This window comes from Kitasatospora sp. NPDC036934 (assembly GCF_055608425.1).
Map to the genome: position 1 here is coordinate 123,836 of NZ_JBVJQR010000003.1, position 18,027 is coordinate 141,862.

The 18,027-nt window shown below is 74.5% G+C and carries 14 protein-coding genes; 7 read left to right on the forward strand and 7 right to left on the reverse strand.

Going from position 1 to position 18,027, the window contains the following annotated elements:
- Positions 1-27: 27 nt before the first annotated feature.
- Together ACZ7BZ_RS05665 and ACZ7BZ_RS05670 are read left to right on the forward strand one after the other, a co-directional pair.
- The gene (locus tag ACZ7BZ_RS05665) at positions 28-1,452 is read left to right on the forward strand and encodes a sugar porter family MFS transporter (RefSeq protein ID WP_470357248.1); all 1,425 of its coding nucleotides are present in this window, start codon (positions 28-30) and stop codon (positions 1,450-1,452) included.
- A gap of 340 nt (positions 1,453-1,792) precedes the next feature.
- Positions 1,793-2,908, forward strand: a complete 1,116-nt coding sequence (locus ACZ7BZ_RS05670) for a nitric oxide synthase oxygenase (RefSeq protein WP_470357540.1) — start codon at positions 1,793-1,795, stop codon at positions 2,906-2,908.
- Positions 2,909-3,005: 97 nt separating this feature from the next.
- Here ACZ7BZ_RS05670 and ACZ7BZ_RS05675 read toward each other — a convergent pair whose 3' ends face one another.
- Complete coding sequence (locus ACZ7BZ_RS05675; protein WP_470357249.1) at positions 3,006-3,650, reverse strand: TetR/AcrR family transcriptional regulator; 645 nt, start codon at positions 3,648-3,650, stop codon at positions 3,006-3,008.
- A 126-nt stretch (positions 3,651-3,776) separates the two neighbouring features.
- On the opposite strand from ACZ7BZ_RS05675, the gene ACZ7BZ_RS05680 reads away from it, so the two are divergent.
- The 4 genes from ACZ7BZ_RS05680 (at position 3,777) to ACZ7BZ_RS05695 (ending at position 8,722) form a co-directional block, all read left to right on the forward strand.
- Positions 3,777-4,940, forward strand: a complete 1,164-nt coding sequence (locus ACZ7BZ_RS05680) for an acyl-CoA dehydrogenase family protein (RefSeq protein ID WP_470357541.1) — start codon at positions 3,777-3,779, stop codon at positions 4,938-4,940.
- 28 nt (positions 4,941-4,968) lie between these two features.
- Positions 4,969-6,168: a thiolase family protein gene (locus ACZ7BZ_RS05685; RefSeq protein ID WP_470357250.1), complete on the forward strand. Its 1,200-nt coding sequence runs from the start codon at positions 4,969-4,971 to the stop codon at positions 6,166-6,168.
- 110 nt (positions 6,169-6,278) lie between these two features.
- On the forward strand, positions 6,279-7,037 hold the full coding sequence (gene fabG, locus ACZ7BZ_RS05690) for a 3-oxoacyl-ACP reductase FabG (RefSeq protein ID WP_470357251.1): 759 nt from the start codon (positions 6,279-6,281) through the stop codon (positions 7,035-7,037).
- A 278-nt stretch (positions 7,038-7,315) separates the two neighbouring features.
- Positions 7,316-8,722: a S53 family peptidase gene (locus ACZ7BZ_RS05695; protein WP_380456455.1), complete on the forward strand. Its 1,407-nt coding sequence runs from the start codon at positions 7,316-7,318 to the stop codon at positions 8,720-8,722.
- A gap of 258 nt (positions 8,723-8,980) precedes the next feature.
- Here the strand turns inward: ACZ7BZ_RS05695 and ACZ7BZ_RS05700 are convergent, their stop codons facing one another.
- Positions 8,981-11,197, reverse strand: a complete 2,217-nt coding sequence (locus ACZ7BZ_RS05700) for a hypothetical protein (protein WP_470357252.1) — start codon at positions 11,195-11,197, stop codon at positions 8,981-8,983.
- A gap of 171 nt (positions 11,198-11,368) precedes the next feature.
- Here ACZ7BZ_RS05700 and ACZ7BZ_RS05705 point away from each other — a divergent pair, with 171 nt between their 5' ends.
- Positions 11,369-11,893 carry an HAD domain-containing protein gene (locus tag ACZ7BZ_RS05705; protein ID WP_470357253.1) on the forward strand — a complete coding sequence of 175 codons (525 nt, stop codon included), beginning with the start codon at positions 11,369-11,371 and terminating at the stop codon, positions 11,891-11,893.
- Positions 11,894-12,006: 113 nt separating this feature from the next.
- On the opposite strand, the gene ACZ7BZ_RS05710 is transcribed toward ACZ7BZ_RS05705, so the two are convergent.
- From ACZ7BZ_RS05710 to ACZ7BZ_RS05730, 5 genes are all read right to left on the reverse strand, one after another.
- A complete protein-coding gene (locus ACZ7BZ_RS05710; protein WP_470357254.1) occupies positions 12,007-16,032 on the reverse strand; it encodes a LysM peptidoglycan-binding domain-containing protein in 4,026 nt (1,341 codons plus the stop codon).
- Positions 16,032-16,490 (reverse strand): TadE/TadG family type IV pilus assembly protein, encoded by a 459-nt coding sequence (locus ACZ7BZ_RS05715; protein WP_470357255.1) that lies wholly within the window; start codon positions 16,488-16,490, stop codon positions 16,032-16,034. Before ACZ7BZ_RS05715 ends, ACZ7BZ_RS05710 begins: the two co-directional genes overlap by 1 nt.
- A 173-nt stretch (positions 16,491-16,663) precedes the next feature.
- A complete protein-coding gene (locus ACZ7BZ_RS05720) occupies positions 16,664-17,092 on the reverse strand; it encodes a TadE/TadG family type IV pilus assembly protein (RefSeq protein WP_470357256.1) in 429 nt (142 codons plus the stop codon).
- A 182-nt stretch (positions 17,093-17,274) separates the two neighbouring features.
- The gene (locus ACZ7BZ_RS05725) at positions 17,275-17,697 is read right to left on the reverse strand and encodes a TadE/TadG family type IV pilus assembly protein (protein ID WP_470357257.1); all 423 of its coding nucleotides are present in this window, start codon (positions 17,695-17,697) and stop codon (positions 17,275-17,277) included.
- Positions 17,694-17,978: a hypothetical protein gene (locus tag ACZ7BZ_RS05730; RefSeq protein ID WP_470357258.1), complete on the reverse strand. Its 285-nt coding sequence runs from the start codon at positions 17,976-17,978 to the stop codon at positions 17,694-17,696. Before ACZ7BZ_RS05730 ends, ACZ7BZ_RS05725 begins: the two co-directional genes overlap by 4 nt.
- Positions 17,979-18,027 lie beyond the last annotated feature (49 nt).

Genomic DNA, 18,027 nt, shown 5'->3' on the forward strand with positions numbered 1-18,027 from the left:
CAGCGTTGAGTACCAGGAGTCAAGATCGTGAGCGTCACCCAGAAGCCCTCCGGGGCGACCGAGGCCACCGCGCCCGGCCGCCTCGGCTTCGTTGTCTTCATCACCGCGGCCGCAGCCCTCGGCGGCTTCCTCTTCGGCTACGACAGCTCCGTGATCAACGGCGCGGTCTCCGGCATCCAGGGGAAGTTCGGGGTCGGCAGCGGCGAGACCGGCCTGATCGTGTCCTCCGCACTGCTGGGCTCCGCGGTCGGCGCCGCGCTGGCCGGCCGGTTCGCCGACCGCTACGGCCGCATCAAGGTCATGAAGGCCGGCGCGCTGCTGTTCGCGGTCAGCGCCGTCGGCTCGATGGTGCCGTTCTCGCCCTGGGACCTCGCCCTGTGGCGCGTCCTCGGCGGCGCGGCCATCGGCATCGCCTCGGTGATCGCCCCGACCTACATCGCCGAGGTCGCGCCGACCAAGTACCGCGGTCGGCTGGCCTCCTTCCAGCAGGCCGCGATCGTGCTCGGCATCGCGATATCCCAGCTGGTCAACTGGGTGCTGGCGGACGCCGCCGGCGGTGACACCCGCGGCCGGCTGCTCGGCCTGGAGGCCTGGCAGTGGATGCTCGGCGTCTGCGTCGTCCCCGCCGTGGTCTACTTCGTGCTGGCCTCGGTGATCCCCGAGTCCCCGCGCTACCTGATCCAGGCCGAGCGCCTGGACGACGCCCGCAAGGTGCTGGCCGAGGTCGAGGGCGAGGGCGTGGACGCCGACGCCCGGATCGCCGAGGTGCAGTCGCTGATCGCCTCCGACCACCGCCCCCGCTTCCGCGACCTGCTCGGCGGCCGCTTCGGCCTGCTCCCGATCGTCTGGGTCGGCATCGGCCTGTCGGTCTTCCAGCAGCTGGTCGGCATCAACGTGATCTTCTACTACTCGTCGATCCTGTGGCAGTCCGTCGGCATCGACCAGAGCAACTCGCTGCTGATCAGCTTCATCGGCTCGGTCATCAACATCCTCGGCACCGTGATCGCGATCCTGCTGGTCGACCGGATCGGCCGCAAGCCGCTCGCCCTGATCGGCTCGGCCGGCATGGCCATCACCCTGGCCGCGGCCGGCTGGGCGTTCTCCTCCGCCACCGGCTCCGGCGACAACGTCTCGCTGCCCGACCTCCAGGGCACCGTCGCGCTGATCTCCGCCAACGCCTTCGTGCTGTTCTTCGCGATGTCCTGGGGCGTGGTCGTCTGGGTGATGCTCGGCGAGATGTTCCCGAACCGGATCCGCGCCGCCGCGCTGTCCGTCGCCGCCTCCGCGCAGTGGATCGCCAACTGGGTGATCACCGTCTCGTTCCCGTCGCTGTCGCGCTGGAACCTCTCCGCGACCTACCTGGTGTACGCGGCCTTCGCGGCCCTGTCGCTGGTCTTCGTGGCGAAGTTCATGAAGGAGACCAAGGGCGTCCGGCTGGAGGACATGGGCTGACCTGCCCCGCAGCAACCGGTCGTACAGTCTGACCTTCGGCCCCCGCACCCTAGCGCGCTCAGCGCGGGTGCGGGGGCCGAATCGTTCACTCCCTGCGCCGGGCCGGACACCTCCGGTACTCCTGGGCGGCAGGAGGGATGTGTCCTTGATCTTCAACCGGCTCCGTACCCGCAGAACCGCCACCGCCCCGAGCGGCGGCTGTCCGTACGCCCACACCCACACCGCGACGGCCTTCGCGCCACCCGTCGCGCCGTTCGCCGCCGAACCCGTCGCGCCACCCGTCGGCCGACTCACCGGTCAATTCGCCACGCCGCCCGCACCCCCGGGGCCGCAGTCTCAACTGCCGCCCGCGCCAGCGCCGTTCACCGATCCCGAGCAGGCCGCCGACTTCATCCGGCAGTTCCACCGCGAGCAGCCCGCGGCCGGCGCCCCGGAGCCCCGGCTGCGGGCCGTGCGGGAGGAGATCGACCGCACCGGCGGCTACCGGCACACCCCCGCCGAACTCGCCTACGGCGCCAAGCTCGCCTGGCGCAACGCCGCCCGCTGCATCGGCCGGCTGTACTGGCGCAGCCTGGTCGTTCGCGACCTGCGCCACCTGTCCGCCGCCGACGACATCGCCGCCGAGTGCTTCGAGCACCTGCGCCTGGCGGGCAACGGCGGCCGGATCCGCCCGGTGGTCTCGGTGTTCGCCCCCGACCGCCCGGGCCGCCCGGCCGCGCGGATCCTCAACCAGCAGCTGGTCCGCTACGCCGGGCACCGGGTCGACGACGGCCCGCGGGGCGCCACCGTGGTCGGCGACCCGGCGGGCGCAGCGCTCACCGCCCGGGCCCGCGACCTCGGCTGGAAGTGCGCCGAGGACCGCTTCGAGGCGCTCCCGCTGCTGATCCAGGAACGGCCGGGTGAACGGCCCCGCTGGTACGAACTCCCCGACGACACCACCCTGGAGGTGCCGCTGAGCCACCCCGAGCACCCCTGGTTCGCCGACCTCGGACTGCGCTGGTACGCGGTGCCCGCGATCAGCGACATGACGCTGGAGATCGGCGGCGTCCGCTACCCCACCGCGCCGTTCAACGGCTGGTACATGGGCACCGAGATCGGCGCCCGCAACCTCGCCGACGCCGACCGCTACGACATGCTGGGCACCGTCGCCGACCGGCTGGGCCTGGACACCTCCAATGACCGCACGCTCTGGCGCGACCGCGCTCTGGTCGAGCTCAACCTGGCGGTGCTGCACTCCTTCCAGGAGGCCGGGGTGACGATCGCCGACCACCACACCGAGTCGGAGCGCTTCCTCAAGCACGTCGCCCAGGAGCAGCGGCTCGGCCGTCCGACCCCGGCGGACTGGAGCTGGATCGTGCCCCCGGTCTCCGGTGGGCTGACGCCGGTCTACCACCGGTACTACGACCCGGTGGACCCGGAGCAGCGGCCGGCCTTCCTGGCCCGCGAACCCTGGTAGCCCCGGGCCCCGGCGCACCTGGTCCCGCGCGCACCCGGTCCCGCAGACCCGGCCCACGCGCGCGCCCGGTCCGGTCCCGCGCGCCCGCTGCCGCGTGTCAGGAGCGCACGGCGAGGCGCTCGAAGCGCAGGGCGAGCCCGTCCAGCAGCGCCTCCAGGCCGGTCTCGAAGGCGCTCTCGTCGACGGTCCCCCGGTGCCCGGCGAGCCGGTGCGCCTCGCCGAGGTGGGGGTAGTCGGCCGCGTCGTAGACCTCGGCGTCCGCCGGGAAGCCGGCCGCGAAGGAGGCCAGCGCGGAGCCGGTGACGAAGTAGCGCATCAGCGCGCCGATCCGGGTCGCCTGGCCGCGCGGCCATCCGGACTCGACCAGGTGTCCGAAGACGGCGTCGGCCAGGCGCAGCGCGTTGGGCCGGCGCCCCGGGCCCTGGGCCAGCACCGGGACGATGTTGGGATGGGCGGCCAGCGCGGCACGGTAGGAGCGCGCCCAGTCGCGCAGCGCCTGCGGCCAGGGCATGCCCGGGGCGCTGAACATCGACAGGTCGACTTCCCCGATGACGCTGTCCACCACCGCGTCCAGGAGTTCGTCCTTGGTGGCGAAGTGGTTGTAGAGCGACGGCCCGCTGACCGACAGCTCGGCGGCGAGGCGGCGGGTGGAGAGGACCTCAAGCCCCTCGCCGTCGATCAGCCGCAGAGCAGCGGCGACGATGCGGTCGCGGCTGAGCAGCGGGGTGCGCGGGCGGGCCATCGGGTGGTACCTCCGGTCGGGTGGGTGGGGACCGATTCTGACAGGTGCCCCTTCCCAGTACGGCGGGTCGGAGCTACAGTCCCCTCGTAAAACTTGCAGCGCTAGTTTACCGAGGTGGGCACCGTCGTGAACCTGGAGTTGTCCGAGGAGCAGGCCGCCGTCCGGGACCTCGCCGCCTCCTTCACCGACCGCGAGATCGCTCCGTACGCCGCCGAGTGGGACCGCGCCGAACAGGTGGACCGCGCGATCATCGGCAAGCTCGGCAAGGTCGGCTTCCTCGGCCTGACCATCCCCGAGGAGTACGGCGGCAGCGGCGGCGACCACCTCGCGTACTGCCTGGTGCTGGAGGAACTCGGGCGCGGGGACTCCGCCGTGCGCGGCATCGTCTCGGTCTCGCTCGGGCTGGTCGGCAAGTCGGTCAACGGCTTCGGGACCGAGGAGCAGAAGCGGCACTGGCTGCCCCGGCTCACCTCCGGCGAGGCACTCGCCTGCTTCGCGCTCACCGAACCCGGCACCGGCTCGGACGCCGCCAACCTCACCGCCCGGGCCGTCCGGGACGGCGACGACTGGCTGATCAGCGGCACCAAGACCTTCATCACCAACGGCACCTGGGCCGACGTCGCCCTGGTCTTCGCCCGCACCGGCGGCGACCGGCCCGAACAGCAGGGCCACCGGGGCATCACCGCCTTCCTCGTCCCCACCGACCTGCCCGGCTTCGGCCGCACCGAGATCCACGGGAAGCTCGGCCTGCGCGGCCAGGCCACCGCCGAACTCACCCTGGACGCCGTCCGGGTGCCCGACAGCGCCCGGCTCGGCGAGCTCGGCAAGGGCTTCACGGTGGCGATGGCGGCCCTGGCCAAGGGGCGGATGTCGGTCGCGGCCGGCTGCGTCGGCATCGCCCGGGCCTGCCTGGAGGCCGCCGTCCGCTACGCGGGCGAACGCGAGCAGTTCGGCAAGCCGATCGCCTCGCGCCAGCTCGTCCAGGAACTGCTGGCCGGCATCGCGGTGGACGTCGAGGCGGCCCGGCTGCTCACCTGGAAGGTCGCCGACCACATCGAACGCGGCCTCCCGTTCGCCACCGAGTCCTCCGTCGCCAAGCTCTACGCGAGCGAGGCCGCCGTCCGGGCCGCCAACAACGCGCTCCAGGTCTTCGGCGGCTACGGCTTCATCGACGAGTACCCCGTCGGCAAGTACCTGCGCGACGCCCGGGTGATGACCCTCTACGAGGGCACCAGCCAGATCCACCAACTGCTCATCGGGCGTGCCCTGACCGGCGTCAACGCCTTCTGACCCACCCCCCTTCGACAAGGAGCACGACGTGCGTCCCGTCTACTTCGCCGCAGCCCGCCGCACACCCATCGGCCGACTGCGCGGAGCGCTCGCCACGGTCCGGCCGGACGACCTCTCGGCCACCGTGCTGCGCGCCCTGCTCGCCGACGTACCCGCCCTCGACCCGGCCCGGATCGACGACGTCTACTGGGGCGCCGCCAACCAGGCCGGCGAGGACAACCGCAACGCCGCCCGGATGGCCGTCCTGCTGGCCGGCCTGCCGGAGACCGTCCCCGGCGCCACCGTCAACCGGCTCTGCGCCTCCGGCCTGGAGGCCGTCACCCTCGCCGCCCGGGCCATCGGCTCCGGCGAGGCCGAGGTGGTGCTGGCCGGCGGCTGCGAGTCGATGACCCGCGCGCCCTTCGTCCTGCCCCGCCCCGACGAGGCGCTGCCGCACCGGATCGAGACCCACGACACCCGGCTCGGCTGGCGGCTCACCAACCCCCGGATGGCCGAACTGCACGGCGTGCTCAGCATGGGCGAGACCGCCGAGGAGGTGGCGGGCCGGTACGGCATCGGGCGCGAGCGCCAGGACGCCTTCGCGCTGCGCAGCCACCAGCGGGCCGCCGCCGCCCGCAAGGACGGGCACTTCGATGCCGAACTGGTGCCGGTCGAGCGGCCGGACGGGGTGACGGTGAGCCAGGACGAGGGCATCCGCGAGGACACCAGCCTGGAGAAGCTCGCCCGGCTCAAGCCCGCCTTCCGCCCGGACGGCACCGTCACGGCCGGGAACGCCTCGCCGATGAACGACGGCGCGGCCGGCCTCGTCCTGGTCAGCGAGGAGGCGCTGCGCGACCTCGGACTCCAGCCGCTCGGCCGCTACGTGGCCGGGGCCTCGGCCGGGGTGCACCCGGACGTCATGGGCATCGGCCCGGTGCCGGCCACCGCCAAGGTGCTCGGCCGGGCCGGCTGGGACCTCGCCGACCTGGACACCGCCGAGCTCAACGAGGCCTTCGCCGCCCAGGCGCTGGCCTCCGCCGACGGCATCGGGTTCAGCCCGGAGCGGGCCGACGAGGTGGTCAACCCGAGCGGCGGGGCGATCGCCCTCGGCCACCCGCTGGGCGGCTCGGGCGCCCGCATCCTCACCACCCTGCTGCACCGCATGCGCCGCACCGGCGCCCGGCGCGGCCTGGCCACGATGTGCGTGGGCGTGGGGCAGGGTACGGCCGTGCTGGTCGAGAACGGCTGACGTCCGGGTCGGTTGACGTCCGGAGCAGCTGGCGCCCGGAGCGATTGACGTCCGGAACGGCTGCGGCCGAGGACGTCCGAGGGAGTTTCCACATGAGCGGAGGAACTGACATGGCTCGATTCACGGGCAAGGTCGCCGTGGTGACCGGCGCGGCGCAGGGCATCGGGGCGGCCACCGCCCGCCGGCTGGCGGAGGAGGGCGCCACGGTCGCGGTGGTCGACCTGACGGCCGAACGGGCGGCCGGGACGGTCGCCGAGATCACCGCCAAGGGCGGCACCGCCCGGGCCTACGGCTGCGACGTGGCCGACTACGACGCCGTCGAGGAGGTGTTCGCGCGGATCGCGGAGGACCTCGGCGGGCTGCACGTCCTGGTGAACAACGCCGGGATCACCCGGGACAACCTGTTCTTCAAGATGCCCAAGGCCGACTGGGACGCCGTCCTGACCGTCAACCTGACCAGCGCGTACAACTGCAGCCACGTGGCGCAGAAGTACATGGTGGCGCAGAAGTACGGGAAGATCGTCTCGCTCAGCTCGCGCTCCGCGCTGGGCAACCGGGGTCAGGCCAACTACGCGGCCGCCAAGGCCGGCATCCAGGGGCTCACCGCGACCCTGGCGATCGAGCTCGGGCCGTTCAACATCAACGTCAACGCCGTCGCCCCCGGCTACATCGCCACCGCGATGACGGCGGCCACCGCCGAGCGGGTCGGCGCCACCGCCGAGGACCACCAGGCCGAGGTGTCCGCCCGCACGCCGCTGCGCCGGGTCGGGCAGCCGGAGGAGGTCGCCTCGGTGGTGGCCTTCCTGGCGAGCGAGGAGGCCTCGTACGTCAGCGGGCAGACGCTGTACGTCAACGGCGGCGCCCGGTAGTCGCCCCGACTGTGACGACTTCGATTGAAGTACGGGGGTGCTGGGTAGATACGGTTAATATTCATTGAATATTACTGACGTGTCATCATATGGCCGTCCCAGGTGCGCGGTTACTTTTCCCTGGGACGGCCTTTACCTTTTCGCGTGGCCGATCATGACCATGCACCTGGTCAGCCGACCCCACCAAATGACTATGGCATGATCATGCGGCTCTCGATGGGATGTCCGAAACCGACCCGACCACCTCAGGTCGGGCCCTCTGCGTCCCAAGGAGTCCCATGGGCAGCCCCGCCACCCTCCGCCGTGCCCTGGCTCTGCTCGCCGTGGGGGCCACCGCCCTCACCGCCGGCACCGTTGCCGTTCCGGCCGTCGGCGCCGCGACCGCCGCCCCCGCGCACGACCTCTCGGGCGTCCACGTCCGCCCGGCCTCCTTCGGCCACCACCTCGCCACCACCCGCCCGGCGCCGCTGAGCACCACCCAGTGCGTCAGCCAGATCGGCATCCACTGCTACTCGCCGGTCCAGTACCAGGCCGCCTACAACCTGGGCCCGCTCTACCAGGAGGGCGTCACCGGCAAGGGCCGGACGATCGTCATCGTCGACTCCTTCGGCTCGCCGACCATCCAGCACGACCTGGAGGTCTTCGACAAGCAGTGGGGCATCAAGGACACCCAGGTCGAGGTGCGGAAGTGGGGCAACGTCCCCGCCTTCGACCCGAAGAACCCCGACCACACCGGCTGGGCCGGCGAGACCACCCTGGACGTCGAGTACGCCCACGCGATCGCCCCCGACGCGCACATCGTCCTGGTCGAGACCGGCGTCGCCGAGACCGAGGGCACCACCGGCCTGCCCGAGATGATGGACGCCGAGAAGGACCTCATCAAGAAGGGCGTCGGCGACGTCATCTCGCAGAGCTTCGGTGCCACCGAGAACACCTTCCCGGGCTACGACAAGGGCGACTTCAAGTCGCTGACCGACCTGCGCTACGCCTTCAAGGCCGCCGCCGACCGCAACGTCACCGTGCTCGCCGCCTCCGGCGACAACGGCGCGACCGACTCGCAGACCAACGGCACCGACCTGTACCCGTTCAAGGTCAACTCCTGGCCGTCCTCGGACCCGCTGGTCACCTCCATCGGCGGCACCCAGCTGACCCTGGACGACAGCGGCAAGCGCACCGCGGCCGACAAGGTGTGGCACGACAAGTCCGGCGCCGGCGGCGGCGGCGTGTCCGGCATCTTCCAGCGCCCGTGGTACCAGGCCGGCGTCGCGAACGTCACTGGTGCGCACCGCGGCACCCCGGACATCAGCATGAGCGCGGCCGTCGACGGTGCCGCCTGGACCTACGAGTCCTACGACCCGACCGCGGTCGGCTGGCACCTCACCGGCGGCACCAGCGAGGCCACCCCGCTGTTCTCGGGCATCGTCGCGCTCGCCGACCAGCTCGCCGGCCACCGCCTCGGCCAGATCAACCCGAGCCTGTACGGCCTGAGCCTGCTGCCGAGCAAGTGGAGCGGCATCGTCGACGTCAAGGACGGCGACAACGGGTGGGGCGGCGTCACCGGCTACAACGCCACCGAGGGCTACGACCTCTCGAGCGGCCTGGGCACCATCGACGGCGCCAAGTTCGTCCACGCGCTCGCGGGCGACCTGCTGGGCAACGACGACAGCCAGGGCGACGAGCAGTAAGCAGCCGGTCGGGTGGGCGCTCGTGGCCGTGCTCGGGTGGCGGCTGACGAGTGAGCCGACACGTGACAGCTGACAGATAACAGCGAACGGATGACAGATTTCAACATCTGTCATCCGTTCGCTGTTATCTGTTCGCCGTTCGCTGCTCTCCGACGGAGCCGGGAGCCGGGAGCCGGGAGCCGGGAGCCGGGAGCCGGGAGCCGGGAGCCGGGAGCCGGGAGCCGGGAGCCGGGAGCCGGGAGCCGGGAGCCGCCCGGCTCAGGCCTGGTCGGCGCCCGCCGGGGCCGCCGCCAGCTGCGCCAGGTAGCGCTCGGCGGCCCGGAGCTTGCGGTTGTCCCGGCCCGGGAGGAAGGCCCGCAGCTCGATGATCTCCGGGGCGATACGGATGGCCTCAGCCCGGTCCGTGATCGAACGCCAGCAGGCCTCGGCGTTGGTGGCCGCCCGCTGGGCCTCCGGGTCCTCCGCCCCTTGCGAGCGCAGCAGCGTCAGCGCCACCTCGCGGTAGATGCTGGCCGCCTCGGCGGTCCGGCCTGCCAGCCGGCAGACGTGGGCGCGCACCTGACGAACCTGGAGCACCGGCTCGGAGACCGCCCCGTGCTCGGCGATCGCCTCCAGCTCCAGGGCGAAGGCGAGGTCGGTGGCGCCGGCGTGGTCCCCGGCGTCGGCGCTGCGGACGATCCGTCCGATGACCTCGCGGTAGTCCTCGCGCGGCGCGCTGGCAGCCGGGGCGCCCGCCTGTCGGTCGGCGGGTGCCTGGGCCTGAGCGGGTGCCTCGGGCCGAGCCGGCTGAGCGGGCTGAGCGTCGACCGGAACCTCATCAGCCGGAGCCTCGTCCTGGGGCACCTCGACCTGCGGCTCCTCCGCGACGGACACCTCCGCCACCTCCGCGACGGGCACCTCATCGGCCGGGACCTCGTCTGCCGGGACAGCGTCGTCCGGCACCTCACCGGTCGGCACCTCGTCCTGCGGCTCCACGGCCGTCGGCAGTGCCTCGGCCGGGACGGCGTCCCAGGGCTCCTCGGTGAACTCCCCGGCCGCCACAGCCAGGTCACCGGCCTCAGCCGCCTCCGGAACGGCGTCCACGGGCTCCGGCCGGGCCTTGCGCAGGGTGACACCCGTCGACGGCACGGCCGCCTCCGCCAGCACCACGGCACCGGCACCGGCGGCCTTGTGCAGGCTGACGCTCGACGGTGCCTCGGCAGGCTGCTCGCCCGCCTTCCGCAGGCTGACCGGGCGGGCCGGCCGCGGCGGCGTGGGCGGCACGCCGGGCTTGACCAGGTTCACCGGTCCGCCGACGGGCGTGACCGGCACCGGGGCGTCGACCGGGGTTTCGGCCACCGGGGCCCCGGCTGACGGGACTTCGGCCACCGGGGCCCGCTCGACCACGGCGTCCCGGGGCTCCGCCTGGCGCGGCAGCGGCGGTGCGACGGGCAGCGCCGGCTCGGCCGGCCCCGCGTCCATGACCGGATGCGGGTCCGGCACCGGCAGCACGACGTCGGCGGCCGGGGCCTCGCCCCGCCGGGCGGTGTTGCGGAAGACCGGGCGGTCCGGGGTGTGGGTGGCCAGGATGACCACGTCCGGCCGCAGCACCGAGTACACCTGCTGGCGCAGCTGTTCGGGAGCGAGCACCTCGCCCGCGCCCGGGCGTCCGCCGTGCAGGGCCTCGATCAGGGCGCGGGTGAAGGTGCCGATCTGCTCCGGGTCCGGGCTGACGACGGCCCACAGCGGGAGGCCCTCGCTGAGCGGAGAGATGGTGCCCTGGAGGTACGGCCAGGCGTTCTGGTCGGCGCTCAGGTCAGCGATGACCAGGGTCTGCCACTCGGCCGGACGGTGGCTCAGTTCGGCGGCGAGGGCCTGCCAGGGCAGACCGTCCTGCCTGGAGTCGCGCAGGGTGAGCTGCAGCTGCCCGCCGCGCTTGTCGGCGACGACGTGCCCGCCCAGGTGGACCAGCAGCGGCCCGGGGTGCCGGGAGGCGGCGCGCAGGTGGGCGAGCACGGTGTGCGGGTCGCTGGCGCCGGGGAGGTGGACGGCGTCCACCGCGTCCGCGGCGAGCAGCACCTGCGGCGAGACGGCGGCGAGCATCGCCGACAGCACCGGCGCCTGGGTGGGGCCGCCCCGGCCCCAGGTGCGGCGGCCGGCGTTGCCGTAGCCGCCCTCGATCACCAGGATCCGGCCGCGCGGCGAGGCGCCCAGCCCGCCCGGAGCGGCCGGGGCCGCGGCCGTACCGGGGGCCGGCGGCTGCTGCGGCGCCGCCTGGGCGGGGGCGCCGGCGGCGGGCAGGCCGGTGAGGGTCCAGCCGGTGGGCGCGACCGGCGGGGCCGGCGGCACGGCCGGGGGCACCGGCGGCTCGTACAGCGCGGCGGGCCCGGGCGGGTGCTCCTCCGCGGGCCGGTGGACGGGCGGCGGTACGGCGTCCCAGGGGCCCGAGTCCGCGGCCGGCTCGGGACCTCCGGAAACAGCTGTCGTCTCCGCCATCTTCTGGTCACCGCCCCGCCCCGCCGCTGCCGCGGCGTCTGATGCCCTTGCTCTCGTGGTGCCTGCCACCACGTCCCGTGCGCGCCACCCTACGAGATCCCGGCACACCCGAGCCAGGCCGGGTGCCGATCGACGCGCCGCACCCCCCGCACCGGTGGCTATCGTGCCGTCATGACCGGTTCCGGCCCGCCCCTGCTGTTCCTCGACGTCGACGGCCCGCTGATCCCCTTCGGCGCCCCGCCCCCGGGCGGCTACCCCACCTACCCCGGCCCCGGCGCGGGGCCGGACGGCAATCCGCTGGCGGCCCGGGTGGACCCGGGCCTGGGCCGGCGGCTGCTCGCCCTGCCCTGCGAACTGGTCTGGGCCACCACCTGGTTGACGGACGCCAACGATTGCCTCTCACCCCGGCTGGGCCTGCCCCGACTGCCGTACCTGGACCGGCCGGCGGCGGACGAAGCGGATGAACCGGGCAACGGCATCGGAAGAGGAGCCCAACTGCACTGGAAGACCAGCGCCTTGGTCGACTGGGCCGCCGGCCGTCCGTTCGCCTGGGTGGACGACGAGATCACCGGGGCCGACCGCCGCTGGATCGAGGCCCACTCCCCCGCCCCCACCCTGCTCCTCCGCGTCGACCACCAAGTCGGCCTCGCTGAAGCCGACTTCAGCACGCTCGACGCCTGGCTGCGCAGCGCCTGACCACACTCCCGCGCCCTGGTGTACGACGCCCCGGGAATGACGACCACCCGGTCACCCCTACCGGATCGGACGGATCAACGGATCAGGGGTGACCGGGCGGGCGGCGGGCCGGTTCAGGACCCGGCGAGCAGGTCGCGCAGCAGGGCGACGGTGTCGGCGTCCAGGTCCCGGCCGGTGCGGCGGCTCAGTGCGTCGAGGCGGTTGACGGCGCGCAGCAGCTGGTCCCGCGCGCCCGCCGAGGCGTAGGCGTAGAAGAGGTCCCGGTGCAGGAGTTCGACGTCCGGGGCGACGGCCAGGCCGCGGAAGACGGCGGCCTCCGCGCTGCGGTGGTCGCCGTACTGGAGGCGGCGGGCGGCCAGTTCGTGGGCGGTGTCGACGATCGCGGCGATCATGTCCTGGCGCTCCGCCTCGGCCCAGCCGAAGGACGCGGGCGGGGCCTCGGCGAACGGGGCGCCGCGGACCAGGGCCAGGGCGTGGGCGAGGGCGGCGTCCGCGGTGGCACTGGTGCTGCGCATGCCGCGTCGGTAGAGGCTGCGGAACTCGTCCCAGTCGCAGGTGACGGTCGGGGCGAAGGTGTAGCCGTCGGTGGTGTCGGTGGGCAGGTAGGCGCGACCGTCGGGCGTGGTGCCGAACCAGGCCGCCAGGTCGGCGAGTTTGGCCGGGAGCGGGCTCTTGGCATCGGACGCGGTGGGGTGCGGGTCGAGGTGGGCGGCGCCCGGGTGGAGGTCGTGGTCGAGCGCGTGGTGGTCGGCACCGGGCCGCAGCGCGAGGTAGACGGCGAGTTCGGTGAGCCGGGGCAGCGCGCCGGGTTCGACGGCGCCCGGGGTGCCGGCCACGTCGACCGGGCCGAGCAGCCGGATCCGGGGGGCGTTGCGCGGGGTGTGGGCCTCCGGGGAGCGGAGGATGGCGAGCAGGTCGTCGCAGTCGCTGCGGCCGGCGGTGGCCCGGGCGACCGGCGCGGTGGCGGCCGGGCCGGGCTCGACCGTCGCCTCCTGATCAGCACCGGAGGAGCCGAAGGAGCCGGACGAACCGGAGGAGCCGGACGGGCCGGGGGCGGCCTCCGGACGGGTCGGCACGCGCGGATCGGTGCCGGTGGGCGCGGGCGCGCTCTGGTGCGTCGGCGCGGGCTCGACCCGCGCCGCGGGAACCGCCGACACCATCGGCACCACCGGCACCGCGGGAGCTGCGGACATCTGCGGGGCCACCGGCTGCACGGGCTGGACGGGAAGCAGCGCGGCCGATGCCTCCGCCGGGGCCGCCTCGCCACCCCCGACCGCCTCCGCGGCGTCCTCCGCGGCGTCCTCCGCCGGCTCCGGCTCGGCCGACTCGGCAGGTGCGCCCGGCAGCCGAAGGTCCCGGGTGGCCTCGTCGGCGGGCTGCTCCGTCCCGGTGGCCGCCTGCCGCCCCTGTCCGTTGACGGCGGACCGCGTCGACCCGGCCGGCACCGGAGCCGGCAGGGACGCGGGACCGGGAACAGGCACAGCAGGCGCGGGACCGGGCACGGGCGCGGGCGCCACCGGGTCAGTGCCCGCGAACGGGCTGGCGCCGGTCCCGATCACCCGGGCCGGCAGCCGGGGCCCGGCAGCCGCCCCGGTCCCCTCCTCGGCCGTCCCGCCCGGGGCGCCGACGGCGGCCAGCACCGGTACGGCGTAGGGCAGTTCGGTGGTGTCAGGGTCCTCGTCCGGGTCGAGTCCGGGACCGTCCAGGGTCCAGGCGGGCGCCGGGTGCTGAGTGGTGTCGTCGGCGGCCCGGAGCAGTTCGGCGACCTGGTCGTACTGGTGGTCGTCCAGTCGCTGGAGCTCGACGGTCAGATGCAGGCCGGGGACGGCGGCCTGGCCGGTGGTGGGCAGGGTCCAGCGGGCCACCGGTCCGGTGCCGCGCTCCGGGGCGCGGGTGATCACGGCGACGCAGGTGCGCGGCCGGGCGTCCAGCAGGCGGCCGAGCTCGGCGGGGGTGTCGCCGCCGGGCTGCTGGGCGCAGAGGACGATCTCGGGCACCCAGGACTCGTCCGCCTGGCCCCGGCTGCGGGCCTCGCGCGGACTGGCGGCCTCGGCCGCGACCAGGGTGGCCCGGGCCTTGGCGGTGCGCGGGCCGAGGGCGGCGAGCGCCGCCTCCAGGGTCGGGTGGCGGTGGACCCGCTCGGCGGCCGGTCCGCTGATCGGCACCTCCTCAGCGAGGTCCACCAGGTGCAGGTGAAGCCGGTCGGCCAGCGGGCTGTGGGCGAGTTCGATGGCGAGGGTGCGCAGCACGGCGCGGGCGTCGTCGGGGTGCCCGGACAGGTGGAGCAGCCGGACGGCCTCCAGGTCGGCGAGCACCACCGAGCCGTCCGGCGAGGTGCCGAGGGTGACCAGCGCGGGGTAGGGCGCGGCGGTCTTGCGGGCCTGGGCAGGGCTCAGCAGGTCGCCGGACTCCTCGCTGCACCACCAGACGTTGGCGGCGTGCGCGGCGCGGAACGGGGCGATCGGGGTGGCCGGGCCGGAGAGGTGCAGCTCGATGGTGTGGTCGGGGGTGATCCGGGCCGCGACGATCGCGGGCAGCCGCTTGCCACCGCGCAGGGTGTTGCGGGCCAGGGTGCGCAGGGCGCGGTCCAGCAGTTCCAGGCCGGCCCGGTCCTGGCGGACCATCAGCTCGTTCTCGAAGGCGGCGGCCTCGGCGTCGGGCATCGCGATCCGGTGCCCGGGGCGGCGGCCGCGCAGCTGGGTGCCGCGCTTGTAGGCGACGGTGCCGACCATGACGGCGGCGAGCAGTACGCCCACGGTGGAGGCGGCGAGGGCGACGCTGTAGTCGTCGCTGGGCGCCGGGTCGGCGTGTGCGGCGGGGGCGGGCGCCGGGGTGTGGGCGGGGGTGTGGTTCGGCGCCGGGGCCTGGGTGGCCGGGGTCTGCTCGGGCGTGGTGGCCGGAGCGGGTGTCGCGGCCGGAGCGGGCGCGGGCGCCTGCTCGGGCGTGGTGGCCGGTGCGGGAGTGGCCGAAGGTGCGGGCGCGGGCGTCTGGTCGGCCGGTGCGGCCGTACCGGGCACGGTGAGCAGCATTCCCGGCTCCAACACGTCCGGATCGGTCAGCCGCTCCCCGTCCGGCGCCTGCACGCCCTTGTTGGCATCGAACAGCTTCGGCCAGGCCTCGGCGTCCCCCAGCTCCCGCTGGGCGATCGCGGACAGGCTGTCCCCGGACTGGACGGTCACCGTCTTCGGGCCGCCCGCCGTCGGCTCCGTCCCGGCCTGCGGCACCTGCGCCGGAGCCGGGGTCTGCGCCTGGCCGGGCGCCGGGGCAGGGGCAGGGGCAGGGGCGGGCGCCTGTGCGGGGGCCCGGGCGCCGTCCGGCTTGGCGTCGGCCGGCATCAGCAGTTCCCAGCCGGGCTGGATCGGCCGCTCCGCGTCGAAGCGGACGCCGGAATCGTCCATCGCCCGGCCCTCGTTGAGCTTGGCGATCTCCACCCAGCGTTCCCCGGAGCCCAGTTGGCGCTCCGCGATGGACCACAGGCTGTCCGCCGGCCGACTGTCCCGCACCGTGTAGGTGGGGTGCTGGTCCGCCGCCGGGGCGAGGGCGGGTGCGGGCTGGGCTGCGGGCAGCGCGGCCCGCTGCACCCCGGGGGTCAACTGCGCCTGGGCGGCGGGGGCGTGGGCCAGTTCGGGCACCGCCGCGAAGGCCGAGCCGGCCACCGGCAGCAGCGCGAGCACCGAACCGACCAGCCCGGCGGCGAGCCGCTGGCTCCAGCCGAAGGCCGGGATCCGGCGGGCGATCCGGCCGCGCAGCTGGGCGGGAACCTCCAGCAGGACGGAGAGCGCGAAGCACGCCCAGGCCAGCCAGCCGACCACCACCAGCAGCCAGAGGAACAGTCGGCCGTCGTCCGGGCTGGTGAGCGCCTCGCCCACCCCGCCGGTGGCCACCTCGCCCATCGAGGCGACCGCCTGGGTGCCGTACAGCAGCAGGGCGGGGACGCCGATCAGCAGGGCCAGCAGGGTGACCAGCGCGGCGAGCGCGGTGACCAGCGCGCCGCTGCGGCCGCGTCCGGCCCGGCGCCCGCGGGCGTGCCCCCTCACGGTTCGCATCCCGTCCTTCTCGGTTCCGCCCGGGCCGGTGCCGGGCCCGCCGGTACGGGCCTGGGCGGTACGGGCCTTGTCCTTGGCACGTGGCGCGGCCATCAGTCGGTCTCCGCTTTCTCGACTCCGTGGACGAGGGTCGCACTGCCCCTGCCCGTTACCTTCCGCTCCCCGAGGGCGCCCAGCAGCACCGGCCGGTAGTCGGCCTGCACGGTGACGGTGACGACCTCGTCCTCGCTGGAGAACGTGACGTCGCCGCCCCGCAGATCGCAGGTGCGAAGATAGGCGTCGACGGCCTGCTGGACGTAGGCCCGCTGGACCTTGAAGCCCTTCCCCTGGAGCACCGCCGCCTGGTCGAGCTGCTGTCCGCCGACCCGCGCGGCCTCCTGGGCGCAGGCGTCGGTGCGTTCGGCGACCCGCAGTCGGCCGCCCGCGTCGATCACCAGCGCGATGACGAGCACCAGGTAGGCCGCGCAGATCGCCACAAAGAGGGCGACCGCGCCCCGGTCGGACCGCCGCCCGGCCGGGCGGGGACCACGACCCCGCAGTCGACTCAACACGCGCACCTCCTCCCCCCGATCCGCACGATGCCTCCCCACCGGCTCCCCACCGGGCGCCCTTCGGTGCCGTTGTGTCATCCCCCGAGCGCTCTCCGCTTGCGTCTCCCCCGCACGGGCCGTCCCCAATCCCCCTGCCGCGCCCGTTGCGGGCCGCGCGCCGCCGGTCGCCGCCGTCATGTGCCGCGGTAGCGGTCCAACACGGAGGTGAACTCCCCCCGGAGCTGCTTCGTCACCGGCACACCGGACGGTCCGCCGACCAGGTCGGCGAGTTCGACCTCGCAGTACACGGTGACTCTGATGGTCCGCACCTGGCCGTCCGTCAGGTCCAACACGCCCCGCTCGACGTCCACGCGCGAGGTGCGGCAGGCCACGCCCTGCTGGCCCAGCGCCGCGAGGGCGGACTCCTTGGCCGCCTTGTCCCCCTCGGCGTCGCTGCGCTGCAGCGAGCCGGTCCGGGCCCCGGTGCGGGCCGCGGCCTCCACGGTGCCGGCCGCGGTCTGCACCCGTCCGGCGGCGATCGCCAGCAGGACCAGCCCGACCACACCCGGGACGACGATCGCCGCTTCGATCGCGATCCCGCCCCGGTCCGGCCGACGCAGCAACCGCCACCACCGCGCCCGCCGTCCCGACCGCTCGCCCAGCCGCTCATCCGTCCGCCGTCCCGACCGCTCGCCCAGCCGCTCATCCGTCCGCCGTCCCGGCCCCCGGCCCGACCGCCGTCCCGACCCCGACCGCGCGGCGTCGCGGGGCCGTCCCCGGCCCGCGTCGCCGGCATCCGCGCGCCTCACGGCGTCACCACCGGCGGGACGAAGCGCTCGCGCGGCGCCTCGGCGAACTGGCGGAGGCTGGGGCCGGTGAGCCCCGGTATCAGCAGCGGGGGTGTCAGCTCCACGGTGACCTTGATGGTCTCGTCCGTGCTGCCGTCCGTCCACACCCGGTACCCGTGCACGCCCTGCCGATCCAGGAAGTCCCCGGCCTGCCGCCGGGCGGCCTCGTTCTTCACCTGCTCCTTCGCGACGCCCTGCACCCGGCCGGCGTCCACGCCCTCGCGGGCGGCGGTGAGCGCGACCTGCCGGTCGTACCAGATCAGCGCGGCCTGGACGACGAGCAGCAGGAGCAGTAGGACGACCGGGAAGACGATGGCCAGGCTGATGGACATCGACCCCCGGTCGCCGCGGCGGCGGAGCAGGCGAAGCAGGCCGGTCACTTGGTGGCGCCACCCGCGCCGCCGGGCAGGTTCGGGTCCTGCTCGACCTTGGTGACCACCTTGTCCTTCAGCAGGTAGAGCGCGGTCGCGACGGCCCCCGCGACGAACACCAACGCGATGATGGCGAGGGCGAGTTCGATGCTGATCGCGCCACGGTCGCCGCGCGCCCGGGCAGCGCGCAGCCGGCCCAGCCGCAGGGTGAACAGCAGCAGGGCGAACTGCACCGGCAGCAGGACGGGCCGCAGCACCCGGCCCGCCAGCTGGACGAGTCGTACGGTCATCGGGGTCTCCAAAACGTGTGATGTGGTGTCAGCTACTCAATCGGGCAGG